The organism is Dictyobacter alpinus (genome assembly GCF_003967575.1).
Lineage (GTDB): Bacteria > Chloroflexota > Ktedonobacteria > Ktedonobacterales > Ktedonobacteraceae > Dictyobacter > Dictyobacter alpinus.
The window spans coordinates 128,406-152,600 of record NZ_BIFT01000001.1; the positions used below are offsets into that span (position 1 = coordinate 128,406).

Below are 24,195 nucleotides of genomic sequence, written 5' to 3' on the forward strand. Positions count from 1 at the left end.
CTGCACCATAGTTTATAACCTTGGCCGCAGAGGAGGACACTGTGTCAGTAAAATCTAGTGTATTCAAGCCCGTTGTCGCAGCAGACCGTGTTGATTATCCGAAATTGGAAGGATCAATCCAGAACTGGTGGGATGAACATAACGTCCGCCAGCAGTATATACGCCGTAATGAACACAGCGAGAAAAAATTCTCGTTCCTGGATGGTCCAATTACCGCGAATAATCCTATGGGCGTCCATCATGCCTGGGGCCGCACGTACAAGGATCTTTATCAGCGCTTTAAAACGATGCAGGGCTACAGACAGCGCTATCAGAATGGCTTCGATTGCCAGGGTCTGTGGGTCGAGGTCAATGTTGAAAAAGATCTAAACCTGCAAAACAAACGCGAGATCGAGGAGTATGGTATCGCGGCTTTTGTGGAAAAGTGTAAAGAACGCGTTTTTACGTTTGCCAAACGTCAAACCGAGCAGTCAATCCGCCTTGGCTACTGGATGGATTGGGGCAACGACTATTACACGCTCTCAGATGAGAATAACTATACCATCTGGTCTTTCTTAAAGAAGTGCCAGGAGCGCGGCTTGATCTATAAAGGACGCGATGTGATGCCCTGGTGCTCACGTTGTGCCACTGGCCTTTCAAATATGGAGATCGAGGGTGAGGGTTATAAAGAACTGACCCACTTGAGTCTCTATGTGCGTTTTCCATTGGTGGATCGCCCAAATGAATACCTGCTAGCCTGGACAACTACGCCCTGGACCCTGGCTGCCAACGTGGCAGCAGCGGTAAATCCTGAGCTGACCTATGCGAAGGTTGAACAGGATGGCGAGTATTATTATCTGGCTGAACAACTACTCTCAGTACTGAAGGCCCTGAAAGGCCATGATAAGGGCGACTATAAAGTCGTTGAAACCCTTAAGGGCGCCGACATGGTTGGCTGGAAGTATAATGGTCCTTTTGATGAGTTGCCAGCGGAAAAGGATGTACATCATACAGTGGTTCCCTGGAAGGAAGCCAATGCCAGTGAGGGTACGGGTATCGTGCATATCGCTCCCGGCTGTGGTCGCGAAGACTTTGGACTTTCCAAGGAGTTAGGGTTAGATGTAGTAGCTCCTGTCGATGAGTTTGGCGCCTACAAAGAGGGCTTCGACTGGCTGACAGGCAAACATACCTCTGAAGTTGGCAAACTGATAGCTGATAATTTAACCCAGAAGGGTTTACTTTATCGCCCTCAGAATTACAAACACCGCTATCCTACTTGCTGGCGCTGTCATACCGAGCTAATCTTCCGTCTGGTTGACGAGTGGTTTATCTCAATGGAAACACTGCGCTATGAGATCATGGATGTGGTCCGCCAGATCCAGTGGATACCGGCCTTCGGTTTTGATCGCGAGATGGATTGGTTGCGCAATATGGATGATTGGATGATCTCCAAGAAGCGCTACTGGGGCCTTGCCCTGCCGATCTTTGATTGTCAGCAATGTGGTAATTTTGAGGTTATCGGCGACCGTGAGGAGTTAAAGGCACGTGCCGTGGCCGGTTGGGACACCTTTGATGGTCATACCCCCCACCGCCCATATGTTGATGAGATCAAAATACAATGCCAGAAGTGTGGTAGCGAAGTGTCGCGCATCAAGGATGTCGGTAATCCCTGGTTGGATGCGGGTATCGTGCCTTTTTCAACGCTGCATTATCGCACAAACCATGAAAATTGGGAGGAGTGGTTCCCGGCAGAGTTTGTAACCGAGTCGTTCCCGGGCCAGTTTAGAAACTGGTTCTATTCGATGCTGGTTATGAGCACAGTCCTGGAAAAGACCGCTCCCTTTAAGACGCTGTTTGGCTATGCCACTCTGATGGCTGAAGACGGCTCACCGATGCATAAGTCAAGTGGTAATATGGTGGTCTTCGACGATGCAGCCGAACGCGTTGGCTCAGATACCATGCGTTGGCTCTATGCAAATCATATCCCAGAACAGAATCTCAACTTCCCAGCCATCCCGAGCGATAAGGCTATGCAGAAGTCGGCTGAGACTGGCCTGCCGGTCCGTCTGAGTGAGAAATGGATGCTCACGCGCCGCACACTGGATAAAATCTGGAATGTGTACTGGTTCTTTGTGACCTATGCTAACATCGATCAGTTTGATCCATCACAACATCAACTGCCAGTGGCTCGTCGTAGTGAACTGGATCGTTGGATCATCTCGGAGATGCAACAGACCATCCGTGACGTGACAACCGGACTGGAACAGTATGACACGACCAAACCAGCCGAGGCCATCCAAAATTTCCTGGATGATCTGTCTAACTGGTACTTGCGCCGCAGTCGCGAACGCATCTGGAAGTCTCAGATGGATGAGGATAAGGTCGGAGCATATCTTACCCTGTATGAGTGTCTGACAACTATGATCACGTTGCTGGCTCCATTCCTCCCCTTCCTGACGGAAGAATTGTACCAGAATCTGGTCCGTAGCGTTGATGAGCAGGCACCTTTCAGTGTCCATTTGTGCGACTGGCCTACGGTTCGTACCGAACTGATCGATGAACAATTGACCAATGAAACCCATCTGGTAATGCGTATCGTTGGTCTGGGCCGTGCCGCCCGCGAGAAAGCTCAGATTCGTGTTCGTCAGCCTTTGAACGCCTTATATGTCCATGTTCCTAGCAACACTGAGGAGGAAGCCCTCAAACGTCTGAGCGATCAGGTACTTGAAGAGCTGAATATCAAAAGCCTGGAATTGATGGGAGCTGATAGTGAGATGCTGGCCTATACGGTGCGACCTCAGGTCAAAGTACTGGGACCAAAATTTGGGCCATTAGTACAGAAGATCCTGGCTCATCTGAAAGGTCTCTCCGCTCACGAAGCGCAGGAGGCTGCGACACAGTTACATACAACAGGAACGCTAACTTTTACTGTAGCAGATAAAGAAGTCAGTCTTTCTCCGGATGAAGTACAAATTCTCGCGACCGCACGACCAGGATTTGTTACGGCTGAAGAGCGAGGCTATATCGCGGCCCTGGAAACCACGATCACACCTGAATTACGTGAAGAAGGTATGGTCAGGGATCTGATCCACTTCATACAGGATATGCGTAAGAAAGCCGGCTTTAATATTGAAGATCATATCGGGCTAGCGCTCTATACAGATATCAATCTAGCTCAAGTCTTACAGCCATATCAACAAGAAATCATGGCCGAAACCCTGGCATTAAACCTGCTGCTTTCAATCAGCCAGCGCGACTTCCCCTCCTTCGAGGAGGTTTATCGTGAGCGTATCTCACCAGAATCCGCCAAGAAACTGGAGGGATACACCATCGACGTCGTCCTTGGCAAAAATGTCAGAGACGGCAGCCAACTCTAAAACCAGTAGTCAAACACCATATGCACATATTGCCTACATAGAAACTTTGTGGAGAGCAGGGCGAGGCGGTCGCGACCGCCTCGCCCTGCTCTCCATAAACCAGCGAGCGCCATAGGCGCGAGGTGTGCAGGATCAGTTCCGCTGATCATAAAACTAAATGAGTCCTGTCATGGTGTTGATAGGGCTCCCCTTTTGCTATAATGATAGAATTGCAGCGAATGAACAACTGGCCAAATATTCCTAATTTTCACCAGCAGAGCTACATACATGTACCCTCTTTCCCTTCATCGCTACATCTATATTTCACAAAATATCACCCTGTTTAACATACATATAACATCTTTGCCTGTTATATGCATATTATTTCTTTCATAGTCTTTATCCAGTTATGCAAGTAACGGATGATTATTTACATGTAAATAAAGGTACCCATATGCATTTGGAAGAAGTAACCATTGGAGAGCTCCAGGATGCCATGGCTCAGGGCAAGCTTACAGCCCGCCAATTAGCAGAACAGTATATCGAACGCATCCATACTCTCGATCAGAGCGGACCAATGCTCAAATCGATTATCGAGCTCAATCCTGACGCGCTGACCATTGCCGATGAACTTGATCACGAGAGAAGCACTAAAGGCCCCAGAGGACCTCTACATGGCATTCCTGTCGTCATTAAAGACAATATCGCGACCGCAGATAACATGCAGACGACGGCAGGTTCACTTGCACTGGTGGATTCACGTCCCCCACGCGATGCGTTCGTGGCTCAAAAACTTCGGGAGGCCGGAGCCCTCATTCTAGGTAAGGCTAATCTGAGTGAGTGGGCCAATTTGCGAGGACGTCCATCCACCAGTGGCTGGAGTGGACGTGGTGGTCAAACCCGCAATCCGTATGTTTTAGACCGCACACCATGTGGTTCAAGCTCAGGCTCAGCCGTGGCGGTCGCAGCCAATCTGGTTACAGTCTCCCTCGGTACCGAGACCGATGGCTCAATCCTCTGTCCCGCCTCTATCTGCGATGTAGTAGGTATTAAACCCACAGTCGGATTAACCAGCCGCGCGGGCGTCATCCCAATCTCTCATACCCAGGATTCTGTCGGTCCTTTTGCTCGCACGGTAAAAGATGCCGCGATTGTCCTGGGAGCAATCACTGGCATAGATACACGGGATGAAGCTACCGAACAAGGAGCAGGCAAGTCCTACAATGACTATACGCAGTTTCTGGATCCAACAGCGCTACGAGGGGCTCGCATTGGTGTGGCACGTGATGTCTATTTTGGCTATAGCCCTAAAGCAGACCAGATAACTGAGGAGGCCCTTAAACAACTCCAAGAAGCGGGCGCGATCCTGATTGATCCTGCTAACATTCCAACGGCCAAACAATTGGAGGAGTCTACAGCTGAAAATACGATCCTTGTCTCAGATCTCAAAGTGGATCTCAATGCCTATCTGGCTGACCTCCACGCTTCACAGGTACATACGTTAACAGATGTTATCGCCTTCAATAATACACATGCGGAGAAAGAATTGGTATTGTTTGGGCAGGAGCTTTTTATTGAAGCCGAAGCAACATCTGGACTCGATGATCCAAAATATGTACAGGCTCTGGCTGAGAGTCAGCGTCTCTCACGGACGGAGGGTATCGATGCAGTGATGGATCAATATCAGTTGGATGCGCTCGTCATGCCCACGTGTAGCCCGGCCTGGACGATAGATGGGGTCAACGGCGATCACTATATGGGCAGCAGTACTCAACCCGCAGCGATGGCTGGCTATCCAGCTATCAGTGTACCGGCTGGACACGTCCAGGGGCTACCAGTAGGCATAACTTTTATGGGTCGAGCATATAGTGAACCAACCTTGATCAAATTAGCCTATGCATTCGAGCAGCTCACAAAAGCACGCCGCCAACCCGAATTCTTGCCTACCATCAACTAAATCCACATGCAACTTATTGTCTGGAGACACCGCGCCTCTCAATGTCTCCAGACAATAAGTAATCGTTATTAGTAAGCTGAACTCTGCCATTGTTCTAACAACGGTAAGAGTTCGGCTAATTGGGAAATAGTAGCCGTAGGTTGAATATCGGCAGGCGCGGGCCAGGGATTGGGGGTCTTTTTCCAGATGCCGCGCATGCCAACCTTCAAGGCGCCTGAAACATCATCGATGAGACGATCACCAACCATAACACACTGCGTGGGTTCAACCTGAAGACGCTGGCATACGATCTGGAAAACTTCTGGACGTGGCTTGGAATATGCTAATTCTGAAGTATAAACAACTTCATCCAATAAGCTATCCAGTCCATGGGAGGCCAGGTCTGCATTATGCCATGCGGCCGCCCACCAGGTATTTGACAGTAATCCCATGCGATATCCTTGTTTTCTCAAACTAAGGAGTGTCGGAACCGTATCTGGAAAAATGATGGCCCAGCCACTAACGGCCTGTGCATAGCCATCCAACGCGACCAGTAATTCCTGCGGGCTAACCTCAAAATCCAGTGTCTGAAAACCTTCTTGCACTACTTCTTGCGGTGTGGCACTACTATGTAGCCTGTTTACCCGCTGCCAGTGAGCCAGTTCAGCACCACGCATTGCTTCAACATAGCGTTCACGTTCTGGCCATGACCGTGTAGGAACTTTGGCGCAAACATAATCATATGACATCCCCCAGCGTCCATTAGCGCCAGTGTCCCAGTCTGGCCAATCAATAAGGGTACCACCCAGATCAAAGATTACAGCCTGAATTGTCATTATGAGCAATCCTTTGCTATGAGAGCAACGTTTCATCTACGATTGTCAATATTTCGCGAATAGCAGATATCTTTGGCCCTTGCCAGCCATCAACTTCTTCCTGGTGCTCTGAGTGACCTTTAAACGTTTCGTAAGGCGCATAGATCAACACGGCCTGCATGCCTGTAGCCGTGGCTCCTGTTAGTTCACGACTCCCTCCATCGCCAACATAAAGACAACGCTCTGCAGGTATATCCAGCCGTTCATGAGCCAGCGCATAAATATGTGGATCTGGCTTCTTCAATTTTACAGCACAGGAAAACAAAGGTACATCAATTAACGGTGCCAGCGCTGATTTATCCCATAGTTGAGGAATTTCCATCGAGCAATCACTGATCAGGCCGATAGCATAACCTGCCGCTTTCAAGGTTCTTAGCGTTTCTACCGTATCGACGCGTGGAGCCAATGAACGGCGGGAGTAATCAAAACGTACTTTTACGGCTTCTTCTATCTGACTCTCAGATACAGTGACGCCGAAAGTGTTACAAACATAGTTATAGGTCTCAGGTAAACTCGCAAATTCACCACGTACGCGTCGTTGCCAGAGTTCTCCACGCCATAGTGAGATCAGCTCTGGAGCAGGGACGCGTAAAATAGTGGCAATCTGTGTCAGAGTTTGCTTAAAGGCGGCTGCAGGCAAATTATCAACCAGTGTGCCAAAAAGATCAAAAATGATCGCATCATATCTCATGCATTTCCCTCCCTGACGTTTGCGTGGTGAGGTAAGACGCGTCATGGCACGTCTCCCCTCACCACGCAAACATGGTATATTCGCGCTGGCTGGCTATTATTTCACCAGACCTTTACGTTGCATTTGCTCCAGATCGTATTGGATCGGGGCAAGCGGGCTGATACCCGCTGAGATACAGGCCCAACCAACCAGGGAGAACCCTGCTACCAGACCTCTGATGAGATGGGCAGGATCTGTATTCGAGAGTTGTTCGATGCTTAATTGGCGCAATTCGTTGACTTGCTCTTCTGTATAGTTTCCTGTAAAACCCTGTAGGATTGCTGCGTGTGGATTAAAGTCATCATATGCGATGCGATGGATAGCTGCCAGCAAGAAGAGCCAGTAACCTACCTGGCTACCTTCAAGGGCCGTATCTTCCTCCCGACCAGTATGCACATGTTCACCTTTTTGCACTCCTGCCAACTCATCAAGTTCGTCCTTCAGGCGGCCAACCAGAAAACCTGAATTTTTTTCATGCAACAGCCTTGATGTATTTGAACTTGCCGTCTGATCCTGATCACGCAGTGAAACATACACTGTATACAGTTGGCGTAACATTTGCTCTAATTGTTGAGGGGTCTGGGTCCCGCTATCTTCGGTTGTCATCGTTTCTTCACTCTGCTCGGTTCCATAAACATCTTCCGGATCAAAGATGCGCTCAGCAACAATTTCATAGCTTTCATCAGGTAATAGCCGGCGATAATAACAGCTCTGATAACCTTCATGGCAGGCGGCATCTCCATGCTGCTTGACCCGAATCAGCAGGCTATTCTCTTCACAATTGACGAACATATCGCGTACATCTTGCACATTGCCTGATTGCTCGCCTTTATGCCAGATTCTGTTGCGTGAACGGCTAAAGAAATGGGTTTGCCCACTTTCTCGGGTGAGTTGATACGCTTCCTGGTTCATAAAGGCCACCAACAACACAGTACCGGTTTCGTCATCTACAATAACGGCGGGCATCAACCCCTGGCTATCGAAATTTAACATGGTCGTACCACCACCCCTTTTGCTTGTAAGTAGTCCTTAGCGTCACGCACCCGAAATTCGCCAAAATGGAAAATTGAGGCCGCCAAGACAGCGTCGGCCTTTCCCTGCGTCAGTCCTTCATACATGTGTTCCAGTGTACCCACGCCACCAGAAGCAATCACCGGCACGGAGACGGCGGATGAGACTTTAGCATTCAGCTCAAGATCATATCCTTGTTTGGTTCCGTCTCTATCCATGCTGGTCAAAAGGATTTCACCTGCCCCTAATTCGACGCCACGCTGTACCCAATCCAGCACATCCAGTCCTGTGGGTGTACGTCCACCATGCACATAGACTTCGTAGCCGCTGGGCATGGTCGCATTAGCGCGGGCATCAACTGCCAACACGATACATTGGGCCCCAAATTGTTCAGAGCCAGAGGTTATCAGTTCCGGGTTTTGTACGGCTGCAGTATTTAATGAAGTTTTATCGGCTCCGGAACCCAGGGTGGCGCGTATATCTTCCACGGAACGGATACCACCGCCTACGGTTACCGGAATAAAAACCTGTTCGGCTGTACGGCGTACCACATCTAACATGGTCGCCCGATTTTCATAGGAGGCAGTGATGTCCAGAAATGTAACTTCATCCGCCCCTTCTTGATTATACAGTTTGGCCAATTCGACTGGATCTCCGGCGTCTCGCAAATTGATAAAACTGACTCCTTTGACGACCCGGCCGTTCATCACGTCCAGGCACGGAATAATGCGCTTGGTGAGCATGTTTATTACCTCTCAATGTCGCGAATTGCTGCTGCAAGATCGACTGCACCGGTATAGATAGCTTTACCAACAATGGTTCCTTCCACATGAATACTAGCTAATGCTTGCAAGTCTGCCAGAGAACTAACGCCTCCTGAGGCGATCAATGCACTGCTAACAGCCTGCTGCATCTCCGTTAAAGCAATCAGATTGGGACCAGTAAGGGCTCCATCGCGAGCGATATCAGTATAGATAAAGCGTTTAACGCCCAGTTCACTAAGCTCATGGGCCAGATCTACAGCTTTGACTTGTGAAGTTTCCAACCAGCCGGCAATCGCGACCAATCCATCGCGTGCATCCAATCCAACCACAATACGTTCCCCCCAGCGCTCTAAAGCCTGCTGCAAGAGTTGCCGATTAGTGATTGCTATCGTTCCCAGGATGACACGATCAACGCCCAGTCCCAGAATTTGCTCTATATGCTCAAGGGTGCGCATACCGCCACCAAGCTCAATATGTAGAGAAGTTGCGGCTCGAATACGTTTGATTAGTTCAGCATTGACAGGATAGCCCTCTTTTGCGCCATCCAGATCAACCAGATGCAGCCAGGAAGCGCCTGCCTCTTGCCAGCGTAAGGCAACCTGTACAGGATCGGTATCATAGGTTGTTACCTGGGCATAGTCACCTTGAAACAAGCGCACACAACGACCATCTTTAATATCAATGGCAGGTAATATAATCATTGTTTCACCCACTTCACAAAATTTTTCAGCAGTTGCAGACCCACATCCCCACTCTTTTCGGGATGGAATTGTGTACCCCAGACCTGATCGGTAGCAATCACACTGCAATAAGGAGAACCGTAATTGGTGACTGCGGCAACACCGTTCTGATCTTGCGGCTCCACATAGTAGGAGTGCGCAAAATAAAAATAGGCATCAGCCGGAATGTCAACAAAAATTGGGAGTTCGGTCTGCAAGGCTTGAATCTGGTTCCAACCCATATGCGGAATCTTAGGCCCGTGTGGAATTCGGCGTACCGTTCCCCTGAACAGGCGTAAACCATCGACTTCGCCTTCGGCATGATGATCTGCCAGCAGTTGCATACCCAGGCAGATACCTAGAAATGGCTTGCCCTGAAAGGTCGCCTCACGAATGGCCTCATCCAGGCCCTGACTCGTCATGCGCGCCATCGCCGATCCGCCTGAGCCGACACCTGGTAAGACCACAGCTTGAGCGTTCTTCACGACCTGAGGATCATCCGTTACCTGCACCTGAGCTCCAACATGTTCAAGCGCCTTCTCAATGCTATGAATATTTCCCGCGCCATAATCTATAATGGCAATCATTTTATTTCCCCTTCTAAGATTGAGAGATTTCCCATCTGCATCGCCTGGGAGAGCCCAAGCCAGCAGATAGCGGCCGAACGCTTGCTATCATCTAACAAATTGACCGTTAATAGTGGGCAGCACAGTAGAGCAAGCCGCACAAACTCTTCCCAATTCTCTGGTAACCCATTGCGCTCGCGCAACATTTCTATTAAAGCGGGTAGAAGTTGCGTGCGCTTGGTATTCAGGATCGCCTGGCGTACCGGTGTCAACACATAGTTGTGTTCAACAATTATGTGTGAGTCCTCCACCTGTATAGATATCTGAAGGCCTTTTTCCACCTCCTGTGGAAAATACATCCAGGTTGCAAAAACATTATGAAAAAATGGTTTGACGATATCTAATAAGGGTGTATGGCGGCCTGCAAAAGCTGGATCAAAGTATTGATAGGTCGTCTGCTGTTCCAAAAAGACATTGCCAAAATGGGCATCACCATGACCGATCACAGTCAAGGCGGCCTGGGCTGGCTGCAAAACGTTCTGAGCACGCTCAATCAGTTGACCTAAGGTCTGCCCATACTCCCCTACCTCTTCACCATTAATCGTCCACCGATACTGCAGAAGATCAGCAAAGGAAATACTTTGTCCACCATCAACGGCTGCTGGCTCTCCTGGCAAGGGAAACAGCTTGTTCTGATAAAAACTGTGCAGACGTCCACCTGTCAGTCGATGCCAGAATAATTGATGGATCGGGGCCTGACCATGCTCATCCGCACTGGTTAAGGCGAACGTCTCCCGATAGATTTTTAGTAGCCGCTCACACTCACGTTGTTCAGCAGTAGCAAGGAGGTCCACCGTTGCCTGTGTTGTGTCTCCCGTCTCGACGGCCCGCATCAGATCAAACATCACAGGAGAGGTAATCACCGGATAGATGACCATCTGCTGGCCTTTTTGATGAACGGTGCGTAAGGGTCGCACAATATTATAGCCTGCGTTATTCAGCAGTTCGGCATGATAATATTCTTCAAGAATACCTTGCTCTTCGACATGCGTCTTGAAGAAGTATTCTTCTCCGCCGGTACGGTAAATGCCATTGAACGAGTTAAGCGAGACAGCTTTAGGAGTCAGTCTTACCTCGTCTACCATCAGATCCATATGCAGAGCAAACCAGCGCCTCAGCAAGGCTTCGGCTTTCTCGCGCTCTAAAAACTGCATGCGCTGAATGATGGCCAGATCATCCAGTCGCTGGAGGAGCTCAGAAAGTTTGGTAACGTCAGACACCATGAAATCTGGCTGGCTCTCTTCTAACATCTGCCGCGCCTCAGCGGTTAAAGCTCCGGTCAGGACAGCTACTACCAGCGCTCCAGCGGCCTGCCCACCACGTACGTCACTGGTGGTATCACCTACCACGATAAAGCTACCACGCGCTAAAGCTGGCTGGTGTGGTTGATACTCTGGCTCAGCTGCCGCGAGAAATTGATAAGGATGTGGCTTCACCAGCGAGGTTGCATCTCCCTGTGCTAATAACTTCTCTTCGGCTTGCGCGACCTCGGTATGGGTCATAATGCGCGCAGGATCAAAATATTCCAGGAGGCCATAATTCTGTAATGGAACCAGCGCTTCCTTCCCCGGGCGGCCAGTCGCTATGCCTAAAACATATTCCTGTTCCCGCAACTGCTGTAAGGTGGCACGCAATGTCTCGGCAGGCAGAATCGGCTGTTCCAGATAGATACAGCCATAACGTCCCGGCTGCGAAGGTGCATGTCCATGCTCCTGGAGATAGAGTTGATCACCCAGGTATATTTCTTGAAAGAGCCCCTGACAATGGATCCAGAAAGGACTATAGCGCGCAAATACTCCTTCAATTGGCTCCCCAAGTAACTCGCCAGCATATTGATTCAGTCGCTCAAAGAGCTCAAAGCTTACATATCCTTGAAACAGTGGCTCTTCTAACAGACGATAAGAGGATTGATCAATCGTTTTCGGACCAGCATAACGTGCCAGGGCCTCCCGAAAGGCTGCGGACCAATCCGCACTCCACGGTTGCAAGGGAAGAAGCGTTGAACGATCCGGTAATCTGGCCAGTAGGTCCACCAGGCAAAGGCAAACAGCCGCATAACAGGTATCCCAGTTAGAGTTGATCGCATGCGCCTTAAAGCCAAGCATGATCGATTTGGGAAGCACCTGATGGCTTAATAGGTCACATTCTTCAGCGTTCGCAGGCGGCACATAGGTGTCAGCGCCTTGCAAATTCCAGTAGCGGGGGCTATAGGCGAGCTCATGCAGAACCAGGCCTGCGGTAATCCAGTAAGCCTCTTCACTTGTAATGACCCCATCTAGATCAAAGACAACAACGTTGCTCAAAATGTTCCTTTCAATTGCTCGTGCTGAGCTGTGTGCTGAGAGCAATGCACAGTTTTACCCTGCTGACTGACAGGACGAGACTGATTGCTCTAGAGATAGTGTACCATTCAACTGCCGTTTTCGGCGATGTATCTTGCCTACATCGCACAAACAAAAAAGGACAGACCACATTGTCTTTTGTGGCTGTCCCTCAGATTATCCAACTGATTTAGCGGATGATCATAGTACCAGCACCCTTATCGGTGAACAGCTCACGCAGCAACACATGCGAGTCGCGGCCATCAACAATATGTACGCGTGGAACGGCAACGAGTGCGTCCAGACAAGCGGTAACCTTTGGAATCATCCCCCCACTGATAACGCCATCATCAATCAATTGTTTCGCCTCAGATTCCCGCAATTCTGAAATTAATGTGCCATCGGCACGACAGATCCCGGCCACATTACTTAAAAAGATAAGCTTTTCGGCATTGAGCGCTCCCGCCAGATGAGCGGCAACCAGGTCCGCATTAATGTTTAAGCAGGTGCCATCTGGTCCTTCTCCCAGTGGAGCAACCATTGGAATATAACCTTCTCGCAACAAAGCTTCAATGGGCGTTGGATCAACCGCATCAACCTCACCCACGAATCCCAGGCGCTCGTCAGCCATATGAGCCCTCACCAGACCCCCATCGGTACCAGCAAGGCCAATAGCTTTTCCTCCCATTTGAGAAGCCATCAATACCAGACCCTGATTGACCTGGCCTAACAACACCATTCGCACTACATTCAAAGTAGCCGCATCTGTGACCCGCAGACCATTGATAAAACGGGTGGGCAAATTCAATTTGGTTAGCCATTCATTAATGTATGGGCCACCACCATGAACCAGCACAGGATATGCACCTAATGCACGTAACCAGATAATGTCTTGCAGAACGGCACGTTGATGTTCCAGCGTACTACCACCTAATTTAATTACCAGGGTCTTGCCTTTCAGAAAGTCAATATACGGCAGTGCCTCACCGAGAACCTGGGCGATAAGATGGTGGTCGCTAATAACATCGCCCTCCGGCGTTCGTGAAAATGAAATTGCCATGAGTTAGACTCCTCAGAATGGATGATTGCAGAGAAATTTTCAATCTCTCGATTTTTCAACAATGATTTGGTATTATCGGGATTCTTTATGGATGTACGCCCAGCGAGGATAAGCCCGTTATTTCTGGCAATCCATAGAGTAAGTTGGCATTTTGTATGGCCTGTCCGGATGCACCCTTCACCAGGTTATCCAGGCAGGACACGATTATTAAGCGTTTTGCGCGTTGATCGACAATTGGATAAATAAAACAGTGATTACTTCCATAGGTCCATTTGGTGTGCGGCGCTTGATCTACGACATGCACAAATGGCTCATTTGCATAATAGTTTTCATAAAGTGCGCGCACCTCAGCTGTAGTAGGTAGATCTCCATTTTCGTCTTGCTTGAGGTCTGCGTAGCAGGTCGCCAGAATACCACGCGTCATTGGCATCAGGTGCGGGACAAATGTAATACGCAGTTCGGTCGCCAGAGGATGATCACCTTGCTGTGCGGCCACCACTAACTCTTGCGCGATCTCTGGCATATGTCGATGCCCGGACAACCCGTAAGCGGAGACATCTTCATCAGCTTCGGGAAAATGATAACTCGGGCCAGGATTACGCCCTCCACCACTGATACCTGTTTTTGAGTCGATAATGACATCAGGATTGACGATGCCAGCGGCAAACGCAGGACTCAGACCAAGTATGGCGGTCGTGGTATGACAACCTGGATTAGCTACCAGAGATGTATGTGGGATTTGCTCACGGTACATTTCGCATAATCCATACACGGCTGTCTCTAAAAGAGCTGGAGCTGGATGGGTATGTTTATACCATTCTTCATAAGTTGCAACATCTCGTAAACGAAAATCCGCAGAAAGATCGACAACTTTTGTACCTTTCTGCAATAGTTTGACCACCGCCTCGGCCGCCGCAGCATGGGGCAGGCAAACAAAGGACAGGTCAGTCTGAGCTGGTTCTTCGGTAATGACGAGGCGCGGATCTATTGTGGGATGCCTCCCTTCCAACGTCGGTACGCCCGCACGAAGAAATGGAAACACTTCGTCCAGACGTTTGCCTACAGTACTACGCCCGGTTACTGAGATTACCTCGAAATGAGGATGTTGCGCCAATAAACGTAATAATTCTGAACCCGTATAGCTGGTTACATTTACAATAGAAACCGTCATCATTTTATCTTCCACCTCTCAACGCAATAACAATAAAAAAAGCCTTCATCCACATGCTTATCTGCAAGGGACGAAAGCCATAAATGCTCCCGTGGTACCACCCAGATTGTCTTCCACATTTACCCAGGCGGCCATTGTATAACGGCTACTGACCTCGCACCACGACGTAGCGAAGGTGGAAAGACCACTCTTTCTAGCTATTGCGCTGCCTGGGAGCCACCCACCTGTCCTACTTGTTCTGAGATGAGATTTTATCATAGTCTTCCTTTTCTGCTCTTTACTTATAAAAAGTAAATGGCGAGAAAAAAGAGACACTTCCTTTTGATCTCATACCCAGGACTTTCTTCGGCCAGCCGCTCACAAAGGGGTTCTGAGGGGGTACACCGTTCCGAACTCTCACCAAATGCCGGATCTCTGTTGGCTCCCTATCTCATACTAGGTTTGATCAACACGGGTCAGTCTTCGTTTATAGAGTTGTTACATTCAAGAATAACAGCTGAATGAACCTCTGTCAATTATCATTTTTTATGGTACTGGTACAATCATATAGCAAAAATAACTATATGACTGAAAATTCTTGCTCCGCTGCGCTTTATTCTTGCACTGATTCTTTCCATCGAGTAAAATGATGGCGGTACAGGCGTGAAACCCCAAAAAAACAGTCAGTGTTCCGATTAGAGGAGGCAGTCCCAAGGCATGTCACTTTCAAAAAGTGCCCAGCGTGAAAAAACGATGGCCGCGCTCTCATCAGTGTTAGCGGCCGTTGGTCTGACAGGTCTAAAAATTCTGGTAGCAACCCTTACAGGTAGTCTGGGTATTATGGCTGAAGCCGCCCATTCAGGCCTGGATCTGGTAGCAGCACTACTGACTTTTTTCGCTGTCCGTGTAGCTGATCGACCTGCTGATGCCAATCATAATTATGGACATGGGAAAGTTGAAAATCTTTCAGCGTTCCTGGAAGCTTTATTATTGCTGGGAACTGCTGGCTGGGTAAGCTACGAAGCAGCACGGCGCCTGCTGTATCATGAGGGCCATGTCGATGTGAGCATCTGGGCTTTTGTCGTGATGCTGGTCTCGATTGTAGTCGATGTTACGCGCTCACGCGTCCTATTACGTGTCGCCAAAAAACTGGGAAGCCAGGCCCTGGAAGCGGATGCCCTGCACTTCAGTACCGATATCTGGAGCTCCGTTGTCGTTATCTTTGGACTGCTAGTTGTCTATCTTACTGATCTTCTCCACCTACCCGCCTGGTTAGTACAGGCTGATGCCATTGCGGCCTTTGGCGTCTCGGGTATCGTCATCTGGGTCAGTTTACGTCTGGCACGCGAGACGATCGATGCCTTAATGGATCATTCACCGGGTGGCCTGGCATCACAAATTCAACAACGCCTCACTGCCCTGGAAAATGTCGTCGAGGTACGGCGCGTACGCGTACGCCGTGCTGGCAATAAGTGTTTTGCCGATGTCATTATTTCTGCTCCACGGACACTTACCTTTGATCAAATTCATACTCTTAGTGATCTGATTGAAAATGAAACGATTGCTGAGGCTCGATCTTTCTCTGAAACAGAAGATATCGATGTTGTAGTGCATGTTGAACCGGTCGCTTCCCCTAGAGAAACTGTTACTGACCAGATTCATTATCTAGCCGAACACCATGGTGTACATGCCCATCACATCCATGTCCGTGAGGTTGCTGGCAAATTAGAAGCTGACTTTGATCTGGAAGTACAGGCCGATATGAATCTGGAACAGGCCCATGCCGTCGCTACACATCTGGAGCAAGCAATCCTCCAGAGCAATAAGCGCTTACGCCGGGTGACGACTCATCTGGAGGCACCTGATGAGAATATCGTGCAGCGTCAGGATGTGACGGACCATTATGGCGAGATGGCGGCCCATATGTGCCGCATCGCTGATGGTATTGCCGGTGTAGGTAGCGCACATGATATCCATCTATATCGTCCTAGCAAACAAACCGTGGAAGCAGGTGGTCATGGTACAAATGGGGCACATGAATTAGATCTTGTTCTACATACTATTTTCGATGCAAATGCGCCTCTCAGTCAGGTCCATGTTGATGCGGAAAAAATTAAACGCTCACTCCGTCGCTCGTATCCCAATCTCAATACAGTTATTATTCATACAGAACCGCCTGAAAATCCTTTTTTCCGTAGCTAATCGGTCCTCTCCCACTGCGATAAGAAGAGGAACAGGGCAGTAACTATAACATAAATCGCTCACCGGTATGCCAGATAGGATGGTTAACCTCCACCAAACGTTGCTTATGATGGTTGACGTTCACCAAACGTCTATTATAATGAGTAAGAACAAGCACAGATGTCGCCTTCTCTATCTTATTCCTTTGATGACATACCAGGGATCAGTGTGATACTGTGTGAATGGCATGACAAGTTTTACAACCAGAAAAATCAGAGGAGCCATTAAGGAAATCGCTTGCCACTATCCAGCCCAGATGAGAGAAGATTCGCAAACGGACTTGCTGACGGATTGGGCCGGGTATAAAGGAATAATCCTTAATTAGAAATATTTCTTATGCAAACTACCAACCTGATATATTCTATTGAGAGGAAATACGAGCGTGGTAACTGATAGCAATGAGTTACTGGGGCAAGCGCTCGGAACATGTACACTCCAACGTCTCCTAGGACGCGGTGGTATGGGTGCAGTGTATCTGGCGCGACAGTCACGTCCACGGCGGATTGTAGCCGTTAAAGTACTTCTACCTGGCATCGTTCTTGAGCAACGGTCACGTAACGAATTTTTGGCTCGCTTTCGCCGAGAAGCAGATGCTATTGCGGCTTTAGATCATATCAATATTATGCCAGTTTATGAGTATGGTGAACAAGGAGAACTGGCCTATCTGGTGATGCCTTATGTCACTGGCGGTACGTTGCGTGAAGTGCTGGAGAAACGTGGCATACTTTCTCTGGAAGAGGTTGTGCCTATTATAGAGCAAGCCGCCTCCGCGCTGGATAGCGCACATTCTCAAAGTATTGTGCACCGCGATCTCAAGCCTGGCAACATTCTCTTTCATGCCGATGGTCGTATTCTTCTAGCGGACTTTGGTCTGGCCAAAGTTCTTAAAGATGTCACCGATCAAGAAAATACGCAGGGACATCTTACCAGCGTCGGTACCATCGTTGGCACCCCTGAATACCTTTCTCCTGAACAAGGTACTGGTGATGTCATCGATTATCGTACCGATGTCTATTCATTGGGAGTGGTACTTTACCAGATGCTCGCCGGGCGTGTGCCTTTTACTGGTACGTCACCGGTTGCTGTAGCAATCAAACATACGCTGGAACAGGCTCCTCCTCTTACACGTTTTAATCCACAGGTGCCAAAAAATGTAGAGGCTGTAGTCATGAAGGCTATGGCGAAATCTCCTAAGGATCGCTTTGATAGCGCTGGCACCTTTGCCCAGGCTTTACGCCAGGCGGTAGCTGAAGCCCTGGGCGATCGCTTCCCCAGTGTGGCACCACCACCATTAGGAGAACACATCACACCAGTTCTCCCTCTAACCATGGAGCAAGTTACAGACGCATCTCCAGAGCAGCAAACTGAGGAGAAAGAACAACAACCAGCCGAAGCTGTGGAACCTACACCTGCGCAAGAACCAGATCCCTCACCAGCCACGATGTCAACTATGTTGGTAGACAATGAGACATCACACACGAATAAAGAAGCTGCGGAGACCCCACGCCTTTCTGAACAGACACAGAATCGCTTACAGGCATTCCCCACTGTTATCACCAGCATGGATGCAACTATTGCTGATCATCCTCGCCCTCCGGCGGCCCCACAACTGCGTGCTTCAAACGAACAAAATTATATCCCGGCACAACGACAACCGGCCAGACAACAAGCATACAGAACAGAGCAACCCAATGGGTGGCAAGGCCGATCTACAACGCCCGAACCCCAAATTCAAGTTCATTCTGCACAACAATATCGCAGTTCTCGTGTAAATAAATTGCCACGCTACCTGATAATGGTTGGAGCTGCTCTGGCTGTGCTTCTTGTGCTTAGTGGCCTGGTAGTCTTGTTCAGCAATCAATCTGCATCAACAAAAAATCAGGCATCTCACAATCCAACAGCAACAGCAACCATTATTGAAAACAGTGGTACAAGCACCCCTGCTGCCACTCAGACACCACCGCCGGTCAAAACGACCAAACCCATCTATCCATTGCCTGGTCCCAAAGTTTCTGGCAATGGCTCTCTGATCTATGGCACAAACTATCCAGGTAGCTGTGATCCCAAAGGGGGCAAATGGCAAAATATCAATATTACAGCTGACTGTGGTCCGGATCAGTTACGACTCTCCAAGGCTGGCTCTGGCTTATCTGGTGCCTTCCTGACACAATTACCCAATAGACAGGCATTGCCAGCCAGTTACTATATCCAGGTAGAGGTCAAAGTCAATACCCCTGGCAGTCAATTTGGAGTCTATTATCACAAAGCTGATGATGTCAGTTATAACGTGATGTTTGATGATGAATCCTGGACTTCATACTACAATGCTAAAGGTGGAGCCCCATCACAACTAGCGACCGTTGGGCTCCATGGGACTGCAATCAGTGGCCTTACGACAATAAATATCATCGTTCAAGGTGGTAACTTCGTCTATTTCGTCAATGGCGTACAGCAGGGTACCGCGATCAGTGGCTTTGGGGGAACTGATAATGGCGGGGAGATAGGTCTGACCGTTGCTCCTGGCTCTGATGTTTCCTTTCAAAATTTTCAAATCTATACTGCTTAACTCATGTATCAAAAAGCTCCGTCCAACAAATAAATGTTGGACGGAGCTTTTTCGTACTCACAGAGTTTCTTCAATTGTTTATATACATTTTTGACAGGTTATCTACAGGCGCTATCATTTTCTGCGCGACGAGAAATTTCGCGGTCGCTTCCCAGGCTGCTTTATCATTGTAGCCAGGCTTACCATTTCCTTGATAAATAGGCACGGTAGCTTTGAGTACCTCAAGCGCTTGATCAGTATTCATACCAGGAACATAGTTCTTGCTGAGATCTACGGCTTTCTGTGGATCTGCAATGACGTCTTTCAAGCCTTTAAGCGTTGCGTCAACAAAGGCATGAACAGTCTGCGCTTGATTGGTGTAGGTGTCCTGAGTAGTGATGATGCCGTTAGAGACCAAAGGCATATAATCAGAAACAGAGAAGGTGCGCACCTGAAAGCCGTTACGCTCTAGTTGCAAGGGCTCGTTGTTAGAATAGCCAACGACAGCGTCAACTTTGTGCGAGAGCATAGCCGCAACCTGGTTAAAGCCAATAGACTGTAACTTCACATCCGCTAAAGATAACTTACCCGCCTGTAGCAGAGCCAGCACACCTGTATGGGTAGCTCCAAAGGGTCCGGGTTCACCAATGGTGTGCCCTTTAAGGTCTGCCAGCGTCTTGATTGAAGAGTCCTTTGGCACAATAATGCTGACCGGATATTTCTGGAAAATAGTTGAAACATCCACGGCTTGCAAACTTTTATTCTTATCGTGGGCCACCAACAGTTCGTCGCCGCTAGCAAAAACAAACGTGTTCTTTCCCGCATCCATAGTGCCGATTAAATCAGTCACAATACCATGGTTAAAGGTCACATTAAGTCCTGCATCTTTATAATAACCTTTGCTCTGGGCTACATAAAATGGGGCAAACTGAATATCAGGATTATATCCCAGACCGATCGAAATATTCTTGAGCGACTTATTTGAGTCTCCCCCTGAAGAATTGGGAGTTGAAGAGGAATCTGGCTGACCACAGGCTACCATGAGAAGACCGGACAGTAACGCCAGGGATATAAGTTTCAAGGTCACAGCTATACGTCGATTTACTGACATCGAAGTGGTTACTCCATTCAATTTATAAGATGACATCTATCAATCAAACAGGCCAACGGTCTGTTTGATTGCATTTCAAACGGCGGTTCTTCTACAGAAGGGAACAAAAAGGCAGGGAGATCTCATCCCTGCCACAATCGTTGGTTATCAATATATCACTTCTGCCAATCTCACTAATAACCAGGTGGCGCTATAGTAGAGCGCAGCCAGAACAGCCAGAATGATCACTGTCGCAAACATAAATGCCATATTGTATTGGTGCAATGCAATCAGCACCAGCGCCCCCAATCCTCTATCGGGACTACAAAAGAACTCGCCAACCAATGCGCCTGTGATTGAAAGTGTCAGTCCTGTACGAATGGCTGCCAGCACTGAAGGCAGCGCCAGAGGAAATTCAATGTAGGTCAACAGGGACAGGCCCGAGGCACCCTCTAAGCGTGCGGCATCTAATAATTCACGCTCAATGGTCTGTACACCAAGTACAGTATTAACAATCATGGGGAATAATACGACCAGCATACACACAATCATTACCGGTACCACACCGAGACCAAACCAGAGAAACAGGAATGGCGCCAGTACTATTGCTGGAATTGCCTGTCCCGCTGAAAGATAGGGTTGTAACATATTTGCCAGCAAGCGCGATTTTGCGACACTATAGCCAAGTGGCAAGGCCAGTATGACGCCTAGCAAAAAGCCCAGTAGACTTTCTTGTACCGTAGTCAGAATGTGTTCCCAATACAAACCAGAGGTCAAGCCATCAACCAGGCTGGAAAAGACAGCGGATGGAGGTGGAAGAATAAATGGATTAATACGGCCGGACACAGTTGCGGCATACCATGCCAGCAAGATCAATATACCTAAGGCAAAAGGAGGTAGTATTGTCCAAATTTTATTAAAAGTTTTCCAGGCTGGACTCTGGTTCGCAGGTTGCCTGCGGCTGCGATGAAGCTGAGTTGATCCGTCACGGCGATTTTTACGCACCGATACATGTGCGCCATCCGTCCTTGATGTTGTGGCACTCATAATAATTATTATCCCTTGGTTCTAGCTAATACTGGCGTACACCCACAATATGCGACAAAAAGAGTATAGGGTGACGTCAATTCAACTAACCCAGGGGGACATCTAAGGGAGATGTGATTAAACCAGTGGAGTGGTACGAATAATACAAAACGTACCATCGCGCCGTGTGCTTGAAAGCATACGACTATGGCTCACATTATAACCTTCTCCCATCCGGACTTTACCGTCGGCTTCGGCTTCTCACCGAATCTGTCGCTCGTTGATATAGAAGTGACCAAAGAGAGACTCGCGGGCTCGGCCCAGCATTTATTGCTGTTCCATACCGCCGGTAGGGAATTTCACCCTGCCCCGAAGGTCTTATTTGCCATCAAGTATGCCACAAATAGACAAGTATATGCAAGTGCTTTCTCAAAATCCCCAGGCGCCTTAATTCTCAATTTTTGTATATGATCTAAAAATAGTCCATGCGCTTTTCCAATCAGTGAAAAAGCGCGTGAACCATTTCAATTTAGCGATTTTCAGCTCGGTGGAATTCTTCAGCGTAGGTATAGCCGTATTTCTGGCCAATATCTGCGCCGATCTGCCGTATAAATTTTTCTAGCTCACTGAAACTTTCACCAACCTGACTTGCATGGGATTTCAAGGCCGCTACCTTCTCATCCATGACTGCTGAAATATCCACGCTGAAGTTAGTGGTGGGGGCACCAGTAATATAAATCTCGGAGATTTTGTGGGGTTTCAGCCCTTCTTCCAAAAATAACTCAGGAAAATCCCACGGATTTTGCGAGGCAGGATAAATAGCATTTAGCGTCGCTTGTCCTGCCGCCAGGTGATCTGGATGGTAGCGTGGAACAATTAAAGTAGGATGCCAGCTACGCTCAGGTGTCTGGCAGATAACTCGTGTAGGTTGATAGGTACGTAACTGACGTACGATATCTCGGCGCAATGCAATGCTGGGTTGCAGTTGTCCGTCTGGATAGCCTAAAAAGATAACATCCTTTACACCCAGCACTCTGGCGGCGGACCTCTGTTCTTCCATCCGTATCTGGCTTACCTGCTTGCGTGCTTCCTGACTGATATCAGTTGCATCGTCAGAACCACCACCGCTCGCATCGGTACAAATTACATAGTAGACTTCCCAGCCTTCTCGGGTCCACTGTGCGACGGTACCGGCTCCATCAAACTCAGCATCATCAGGATGGGCAACTACTACCATTGCTACTTTTTTTTGTTCTTGCTGCTCGCTTTGTTGAGCCATTATACATACATCCTTTCAAAAAAATGCTCGCTTGTCCAACTTTTTTCAAGAGGACAAGCGATGCATTCATCAGCTTCTCTGCATTGTACCATCAAAAATTAGTCGTTTTTTGTACTCAATACCAAAAGCAACCCACCAAGCAGAGAGAGGTTTTTAAAAAACTGGGTCTGTTGATTGGCACGACCGGCGGGAGTCGTTTCATTCCAGAAAGGATGACCAACAATGGTGGTGGCCGTCAATGAACCTAATAAGGCGGTGGCAGAAAGTTTAGGCAGAATACCGGCAGCCAGGGTAGAACCAGCAACGACCATTACAGCGCCATTTAAAATAGTGGACTCCCGTGGTAGTGGTAATCCTGCTGCTTCTACTTTTTGCACACGTCCACCCGGCTCAGCAAAGGAGTTGGCGCCACCTACAATAAAAATCGAACCTAATAGGAGCTGTCCTAACGTTTTAAACATCGTATGCCTCACAATTTTATACACTTCTACACTGACATATTCTATATATCATCAGCATGAGCGCTACTATCAGCTTGCTCTATATGTATAACAGCGTAAAGGAATAGCTTATGGTTTCAAGGGAAGTACTGTGTAGCTAATTTATCACTGCCCTGGTTTCATTTCCCCACCGCCTTCCGATCGATGGGTAATGGTGCTTTCGCTTGGCAGGATCTCTTCAGAAAGGATATAATGATTCCACGAGGAGGGTTATGAGCACAGAATTACGGATTATACCAATTACAGGTATCGGCGAGATTCAACCGGATGCTGACCTGGGGGCACTCATTTATGAGGCACTACAACAACAACAGTTGACACTGCAAACAGGTGATGTACTGGTGGTCACACAAAAAATCGTCTCGAAAGCTGAGAGACGTCTTGTGAATTTAAATAATATCGAGCCATCAGAATTTGCTAAAACATTTGCGGAACGGAATGAGAAGGATGCACGTCATGTTGAGGTCGTGCTCCGCGAGAGTAAGCGTATTGCGCGTATGGATCGTGGTGTAATCATCAGTGAGACCTACCATGGCTTCATTTGCGCTAATGCAGGCGTCGATGAGTCGAATGTAGAGGGCGGCGAATTTCTGACCCTGTTGCCGGCCGACTCAGATGTATCGGCCAGGATCATTCGTACACGTTTACAACAGCTACACAATGAAGAACAAGCTATTGATATTGCTGTGATCGTTTCTGATACCTGGGGACGCGCCTGGCGCAATGGTCAGGTCAATATGGCCATCGGCGTCGCTGGCATGGAAGCTCTGGCTGATTATCGTGGAAAACACGATGCCTATGGCTATGAGTTACGGGCCAGTGTGATTGCAGTCGCGGATGAATTATCTTCTGCTGCTGAACTGGTCATGGGTAAAGTGGATCAAGTGCCTGTAGCACTGATCCGTGGTTATCGCTATATTCCTGCTGAGGGAACTGTAAATACTTTAACGCGTGATAGCGCTACCGATATGTTCCGTTAAGCTAAAT

General features: G+C 48.5%; 18 protein-coding genes and 1 riboswitch. Of the genes, 5 read left to right on the forward strand and 13 right to left on the reverse strand.

Going from position 1 to position 24,195, the window contains the following annotated elements; genetic code table 11:
• Positions 1-41: 41 nt before the first annotated feature.
• The gene (ileS, locus tag EL633_RS00525) at positions 42-3,356 is read left to right on the forward strand and encodes an isoleucine--tRNA ligase (RefSeq protein ID WP_126625324.1); all 3,315 of its coding nucleotides are present in this window, start codon (positions 42-44) and stop codon (positions 3,354-3,356) included.
• Between the two features lie 433 nt (positions 3,357-3,789).
• Positions 3,790-5,292 (forward strand): amidase, encoded by a 1,503-nt coding sequence (locus EL633_RS00530; protein WP_246039058.1) that lies wholly within the window; start codon positions 3,790-3,792, stop codon positions 5,290-5,292.
• 68 nt (positions 5,293-5,360) lie between these two features.
• Here EL633_RS00530 and EL633_RS00535 read toward each other — a convergent pair whose 3' ends face one another.
• From EL633_RS00535 to argC, 9 genes are all read right to left on the reverse strand, one after another.
• On the reverse strand, positions 5,361-6,107 hold the full coding sequence (locus EL633_RS00535) for an HAD family hydrolase (RefSeq protein ID WP_161981836.1): 747 nt from the start codon (positions 6,105-6,107) through the stop codon (positions 5,361-5,363).
• Positions 6,108-6,123: 16 nt separating this feature from the next.
• Entirely contained in the window at positions 6,124-6,882 is a 759-nt protein-coding gene (locus tag EL633_RS00540) for an HAD family hydrolase (RefSeq protein ID WP_126625327.1), read from the reverse strand.
• A 51-nt stretch (positions 6,883-6,933) separates the two neighbouring features.
• Complete coding sequence (gene hisI / locus EL633_RS00545; protein WP_126625328.1) at positions 6,934-7,869, reverse strand: phosphoribosyl-AMP cyclohydrolase; 936 nt, start codon at positions 7,867-7,869, stop codon at positions 6,934-6,936.
• A complete protein-coding gene (gene hisF / locus EL633_RS00550; RefSeq protein ID WP_126625329.1) occupies positions 7,863-8,630 on the reverse strand; it encodes an imidazole glycerol phosphate synthase subunit HisF in 768 nt (255 codons plus the stop codon). The genes hisI and hisF overlap by 7 nt, the downstream gene beginning before the upstream one ends.
• Before the next feature lie 5 nt (positions 8,631-8,635).
• Complete coding sequence (gene hisA / locus EL633_RS00555; RefSeq protein ID WP_126625330.1) at positions 8,636-9,352, reverse strand: 1-(5-phosphoribosyl)-5-[(5-phosphoribosylamino)methylideneamino]imidazole-4-carboxamide isomerase; 717 nt, start codon at positions 9,350-9,352, stop codon at positions 8,636-8,638.
• Positions 9,349-9,957: an imidazole glycerol phosphate synthase subunit HisH gene (hisH, locus tag EL633_RS00560; protein ID WP_126625331.1), complete on the reverse strand. Its 609-nt coding sequence runs from the start codon at positions 9,955-9,957 to the stop codon at positions 9,349-9,351. Before hisH ends, hisA begins: the two co-directional genes overlap by 4 nt.
• Positions 9,954-12,299 (reverse strand): HAD family hydrolase, encoded by a 2,346-nt coding sequence (locus EL633_RS00565; RefSeq protein WP_126625332.1) that lies wholly within the window; start codon positions 12,297-12,299, stop codon positions 9,954-9,956. Before EL633_RS00565 ends, hisH begins: the two co-directional genes overlap by 4 nt.
• A 208-nt stretch (positions 12,300-12,507) precedes the next feature.
• Entirely contained in the window at positions 12,508-13,377 is an 870-nt protein-coding gene (gene argB / locus EL633_RS00570) for an acetylglutamate kinase (protein WP_126625333.1), read from the reverse strand.
• An 85-nt stretch (positions 13,378-13,462) separates the two neighbouring features.
• Positions 13,463-14,551 (reverse strand): N-acetyl-gamma-glutamyl-phosphate reductase, encoded by a 1,089-nt coding sequence (argC, locus tag EL633_RS00575; protein WP_126625334.1) that lies wholly within the window; start codon positions 14,549-14,551, stop codon positions 13,463-13,465.
• 693 nt (positions 14,552-15,244) lie between these two features.
• Here argC and EL633_RS00580 point away from each other — a divergent pair.
• Both EL633_RS00580 and EL633_RS00585 read left to right on the forward strand, forming a co-directional pair.
• Entirely contained in the window at positions 15,245-16,729 is a 1,485-nt protein-coding gene (locus EL633_RS00580) for a cation diffusion facilitator family transporter (protein ID WP_126625335.1), read from the forward strand.
• 421 nt (positions 16,730-17,150) lie between these two features.
• Positions 17,151-19,334, forward strand: coding sequence for a serine/threonine-protein kinase (locus EL633_RS00585; RefSeq protein ID WP_126625336.1), 2,184 nt, complete (start codon positions 17,151-17,153; stop codon positions 19,332-19,334).
• A gap of 70 nt (positions 19,335-19,404) precedes the next feature.
• On the opposite strand, the gene EL633_RS00590 is transcribed toward EL633_RS00585, so the two are convergent.
• The 4 genes from EL633_RS00590 to EL633_RS00605 all read right to left on the reverse strand — a co-directional run bounded on the left by EL633_RS00590 (position 19,405) and on the right by EL633_RS00605 (position 23,169).
• On the reverse strand, positions 19,405-20,424 hold the full coding sequence (locus EL633_RS00590; RefSeq protein WP_126625337.1) for an ABC transporter substrate-binding protein: 1,020 nt from the start codon (positions 20,422-20,424) through the stop codon (positions 19,405-19,407).
• A 147-nt stretch (positions 20,425-20,571) separates the two neighbouring features.
• A complete protein-coding gene (locus tag EL633_RS00595) occupies positions 20,572-21,450 on the reverse strand; it encodes an ABC transporter permease (RefSeq protein WP_126625338.1) in 879 nt (292 codons plus the stop codon).
• Between the two features lie 197 nt (positions 21,451-21,647).
• Positions 21,648-21,810: riboswitch (FMN riboswitch) on the reverse strand.
• Positions 21,811-21,958: 148 nt separating this feature from the next.
• A complete protein-coding gene (locus EL633_RS00600; protein WP_126625339.1) occupies positions 21,959-22,708 on the reverse strand; it encodes a PIG-L deacetylase family protein in 750 nt (249 codons plus the stop codon).
• A gap of 98 nt (positions 22,709-22,806) precedes the next feature.
• A complete protein-coding gene (locus tag EL633_RS00605; protein ID WP_126625340.1) occupies positions 22,807-23,169 on the reverse strand; it encodes a DoxX family protein in 363 nt (120 codons plus the stop codon).
• A 251-nt stretch (positions 23,170-23,420) separates the two neighbouring features.
• Here EL633_RS00605 and cofE point away from each other — a divergent pair, with 251 nt between their 5' ends.
• Positions 23,421-24,188: a coenzyme F420-0:L-glutamate ligase gene (gene cofE / locus EL633_RS00610; RefSeq protein WP_126625341.1), complete on the forward strand. Its 768-nt coding sequence runs from the start codon at positions 23,421-23,423 to the stop codon at positions 24,186-24,188.
• Positions 24,189-24,195 lie beyond the last annotated feature (7 nt).